The 4,943-nt window shown below is 73.0% G+C and carries 3 protein-coding genes and 1 pseudogene; all 4 read left to right on the plus strand.

Annotated elements, in window-relative coordinates; translation table 11 throughout:
• The coding region (locus FNQ90_RS12495; RefSeq protein WP_182606441.1) for a hypothetical protein at positions 1–1,094 on the plus strand (1,094 nt) is incomplete at its 5' end.
• A 103-nt stretch (positions 1,095–1,197) separates the two neighbouring features.
• The gene (locus FNQ90_RS12500) at positions 1,198–2,757 is read left to right on the plus strand and encodes an SCO6880 family protein (RefSeq protein WP_182606442.1); all 1,560 of its coding nucleotides are present in this window, start codon (positions 1,198–1,200) and stop codon (positions 2,755–2,757) included.
• Positions 2,758–2,853: 96 nt separating this feature from the next.
• The gene (locus FNQ90_RS12505) at positions 2,854–4,317 is read left to right on the plus strand and encodes an ATP-binding protein (protein ID WP_182606443.1); all 1,464 of its coding nucleotides are present in this window, start codon (positions 2,854–2,856) and stop codon (positions 4,315–4,317) included.
• Positions 4,318–4,378: 61 nt separating this feature from the next.
• Positions 4,379–4,943 (plus strand): annotated as a pseudogene (locus FNQ90_RS12510) (hypothetical protein); the annotation flags it as partial.

The raw sequence follows: 4,943 nt of genomic DNA on the forward strand, positions 1-4,943 counted from the left end.
GCGGTGGGTTCTCCAACCCGCTGGACACCACCCTCGACCCCCTCTCCTCCCTGGCACGCGGCTGCGCCGACGCCGCCGCGTGGATCGTCGACCAGCTCTCGGCCGCGGTGTCCTCCACCACCACGGTGGACTTCACCAACCCGTCCTTCCTGCGCCAGTACGCCGTCGTCTTCGCCGCCTCCACCGTCCTGACCCTCACCCTGTGGCTGCTGGCGGTGGCCAAGCGCGCCATCCGGGGCGTGCCGCTGACCACCGCGATCTCCGAGGCCGTCGGCTACCTCTGGCTGACCGTCATGGCCTCGGCCTTCACCCCGCTGATCCTCTACGTCGTCGTCGCGGCCACCGACAGCGTCACCGAGGCCATCGCCTTCGGCACCGGCGACAACTCCGACGCCTTCTTCGGCCAGTTCTCCGCCGCGCTCCAGGCCGGCGAGGACATCGGCGGCGGCCCGATCATGCTGATCGTCGTCTCGCTGATATCCATCCTCGCCGCCGGCGTGCTCTGGCTGGAACTGGTCATCCGGGCCGCCCTGCTGTACGTCGGCGCCCTCCTGGGCACCGCCGTGTACGCCGGCCTGGTGGACCGCAACCTGTGGGGTCACGTCCGCCGCTGGGCGGGCATCATGATCGCGGTCATCATGGTCAAGCCGATCATCGTGATCGTCCTGGGGTTGGCCTCCGCGCTGACCACCGCCGAGGGGCCCAGCGCCTTCGGCGCGATCGTCTCCGGCCTGGCGATCATCCTGCTGGCGATCTTCGCCTCCGCCATGATCTACCGCTTCGTGCCCGGCTTCGGCGACGAGATCGTCAACCACCGCGCCATGCGCCGGGACACCGCCAACCGCACCGCCTCCGCCGCCATCGCCACCCCGGCGACCGTGCTGCGCCAGGGCATGGGCACCCACGGCGCCCGCGGGCCGAACGCCCCCTCGGGTCCGTCCGGCCCCGGCGGGGGCGGCGGTGCCACGGCCAATCCGCTGGCCGGCGGCGTGGCCGCGCACGGCTCGCGCGGGTCCTCCGGCCCCGCGGGCGGCGCGGGTCCGCGCACCGGTGCCGGCACCGGCGGCCCCGGCCGCGCGGGAGGCGGCTCGTGATCCGTCCGCACCACCCCCGGTCCGGGACGGGCGCCGCCGCCCGGCCCGTCACCGGCGAGTCGGGCCACGCGTACGCGCCCCGCCGCCGGGCAGGGAGGTCTTCGTGAACGCCCCCGCGCAGACCCAGGCACCGCCGCGCCGCCGCACCTACCTCATCGGGCGCGCCCGGCCGCAGGCCATCGTCGGCAAGAACCGGGAGACCGGTGAGATCGCGCTGATCATCCTCGGCGCCTTCCTCGGCATGATGAGCGGTCTGTTGATCCCGAACCTCACGGTGCGGCTGGTCTGCCTCATGGGCTTCCCCCTGCTCGCCCTGGCCGCGGTGTACGTGCCGTACAACGGCCGCACGTTCTACAGGTGGTTCGAGATCAACCGCTCCTTCCGACGCCTGCTCAAGCGCGGCGCGACCTACCGCTCGGACGCCCCCGAGGCGGGGATCACGCTCAACGGCCGGGAGATCTCCGTCGGAGCACCCCCCGGCGTGGGCCGGATCACCTGGCTCGCCGCGCCGTTCGGCCCGGACGAGATCGCGGTGCTCCTGCACGCCGACCGCCGGACCGTCACGGCCGCCATAGAGATCGAGGGCCCGGGGGTGGGCCTGCGCGACAGCGAGGACCAGGAGGCGCTGGTCGACCGCTTCGGCACACTGCTCAAGCACGTGGCCAACGGCGACGGCTACGTGACCCGGATCCAGATGCTCGCCCGCACCCTGCCCGCGGACCCCGACGCGCACACCAACGACGTCACCGATCGGGGCGACTTCGACGCCCCCCGCTGGCTCCAGGACTCCTACGAGCACCTGTTGTCGATGGTGTCCACCTCCAGTGAGCAGCACCGCGCCTACCTCGTGGCCTGCATGCACCACTCCCGAGACCTGGCCAACGAGGCCGCCACCATCGCCCGCGCGGCCCGCGCCGGCGGCCGGGGGCCGAAGATGTCCCGCGACGAGGCCCTGGCGATCGTCATGGCCCGCGAACTGACCGACATCTGCGCTCGCCTGACCGAGGCGGACATCCGGGTCCGCCAGCCGCTCGGGGAGGCCCGCCTGTCGTCCCTGATCCACTCGATGTACGACCCGGACCACCCCATCGACCACATCCAGGCGATGTCCCAGCGCAACGCCTGGCCGGCCGAGCTGGACGCCCGGCAGCCCACCTACCTCCAGGCCAAGACCCGCGAGTCCGGCACCCGCGACCCGTGGTGCCACGCGACGGCCTGGGTCAAGGAGTGGCCGCTGACCCCGGTGGGCGTGAACTTCCTCGCCCCGCTGCTGGTCCACACCCCCGATGTCATCCGCACCGTGGCCGTCTGCATGGACCTGGAACCCACCGATGTGGCGATCGAGCGGATGTTGACCGAGAAGACCAACGACGAGGCCGAGGCCGCCCGCGCGGCCAAGATGAACCGCACCGTGGACCCCCGGGACGTGGCCGCCCACGGCCGCGTCGACCAGCGCGGCGACGACCTCGCCTCCGGCGCCGCCGGCGTCAACCTGGTCGGCTACCTCACCGTCTCCTCCCCCCACCCCGAGGCCCTGGCCCGCGACAAGCGGACTATCCGGGCCTCGGCCGGGAAGAGTTACCTGAAGCTGGAGTGGTGCGACCGGGAGCACCACCGGGCCTTCGTGAACACCCTGCCGTTCGCGACGGGGATCCGCCGATGACGCCGCCCGCTCCCGTGCCACCGGTCCACCCGCGCCGCCGGAGGGGAGAGCCGTGGGGGCCGCCCGCAGGCGGCCCGTCGAGGAGGAGGTGCCGTCGTGCTGCCGCGTGATCCGCTCACCGCCCTGACCGACGCCTTCACCACCTTCCTGTTCGGGAAGGCGGAGACGACGCGGCTGCCGGTGCGGACCTCCACCGGCCAGGCCCAGGCGGTCTATCTGCCCACCGCCGCTCCCGGCCTCGGCGACTCCGGCGTGATCATCGGTCGCGAGGTGTACAGCGGCAAGGGCTACATCTACGACCCCTTCCAGCTCTACGGCCAGCAGTTGCCCGCCCCGCACTGGCTGGTGCTCGGCGAGTCCGGCAACGGCAAGTCCGCCCTGGAGAAGACCTACGTCCTGCGTCAACTGCGCTTCCGCGACCGCCAGGTGGTGGTCCTCGACGCACAGGGCGAGGACGGCGTCGGCGAGTGGAACCTGATCGCCGAGAAACTCGGCATCACCCCCATCCGGCTGGACCCCATGGCGGCGCTGGAACACTCCATCCGCCTCAACCCGCTGGACCCGGCGATCACCTCCACCGGGCAGCTGGCCCTGCTGCGCACCATCATCGAGGTGGCGATGGGCCGGGGCCTGGACGAGCGCTCGGGTTTCGCCCTGAAGGTCGCGCACGCGCACGTGCGGCGCGACATCCTCGAGGAGGGCGGGAACCGCCAGCCGATCCTCTCCGACATCGTGGAGCGGCTGCGCCACCCCTCGCGGGAGTCCGCCGACGCCATGAACGTGGACCCGGAGGACGTGCGGGCCTGGGGCCTGGACGTGGCCCTGGTGCTGGACCGCCTGGTCGACGGTGACCTGCGGGGCATGTTCGACGGGCCGACGACCATCGGCATCGACCTCGACGCCCCGCTGATCGTCTTCGACCTCTCCCACATCGACCGCAACTCCATCGCCATGCCGATCCTCATGGCGATCGTCGGGGTGTGGCTGGAGCACACCTGGATCCGCCCCGACCGCAAGAAGCGCATCTTCCTGGTGGAGGAGGCGTGGCACATCATCAACTCGCCCTTCGTGGCGCAGTTGTTCCAGCGGTTGCTGAAGTTCGGCCGCCGGCTGGGCCTGTCCTTCGTCGCCGTGGTCCACCACCTCTCGGACGTGGTGGACGGCGCGGCGGCCAAAGAGGCGGCGGCGATCCTCAAGATGGCCTCCACCAGAACCGTGTACGCCCAGAAGTTCGACGAGGCCCGGGCCACCGGCCACGTCCTCGGCCTGCCGCGCTGGGCGGTGGAGATCATCCCCACCCTCACCCCCGGCATGGCCGTGTGGGACGTCAACGGCAACGTGCAGGTCGTCAAGCACCTGATCACCGAGGCGGAACGCCCACTGGTGTTCACCGACCGCGCCATGACGGAATCCTCCGCGTCCCCGCCGCCCCCGGGATCCGCGGCCCCCGGCGCCCTCGCGCCGGGCGGCGGCCACGGGGAGGGGTACGGGGACCACGACGACTACGAGGCGGAGACCGAGGCCCGCGCCATCTCCTTCGAGAAGCGCGGCGCCCGCTGACCGCCGATCGACGGGACCGGGAGAACGGGAGCCGGCGCGAGGCCGGGGAAGCGGAACGCACATGAGTCACCACCCGGACGACGGCCCCCGGGGCGGCTACCACTCCGGCGGCAACCACGACCCGTACGGCCCGGACGCCCACGGCCCACCCGCGCGGCGCGCTCCGGCCCCGGCCGCCGGACGCGGCGGGGTGCCCGACGGCGTGCTGGTGGGCGTCCTCGCCCTGGCCACCGCCCTCACCGTCCTGGTCTGGTCGGCCACCGGCATCGCCGGCTGGGTCGCGCACGGCTCCTGGCCCGAGGGCGTGACCTTCATCGGCACGGCCGGCGCTCTGCGCTCCTTCCTCACCGGGCCGGGCGACATCCCCGCAGCCTGGCCCGACGCCGACCCCGCCGGACTGCCGGGGGCCGCCCTGCTGTGGCTGGTCTTCGCCGCCCTGCTGATCGTGCTGTTCTCCGGCTTCCTGTGGGGTGCGATCCGCTACGGCCGATGGCGCCACCGGCGCCGGTTCGGGGCGGCCGGACCGACGGCCGTGCCGGGGCGCCCGAAGGGCGCGGGGGTCGCCGAGCCGTTCCCCCCGACCCCGGTCCGCCCCGAACCGGTGGGGCGTCCGGGGACCACCGCCC

It is taken from the genome of Streptomyces alkaliphilus, from assembly GCF_014141535.1.
Taxonomy (GTDB): Bacteria; Actinomycetota; Actinomycetes; order Streptomycetales; family Streptomycetaceae; genus Streptomyces; species Streptomyces alkaliphilus.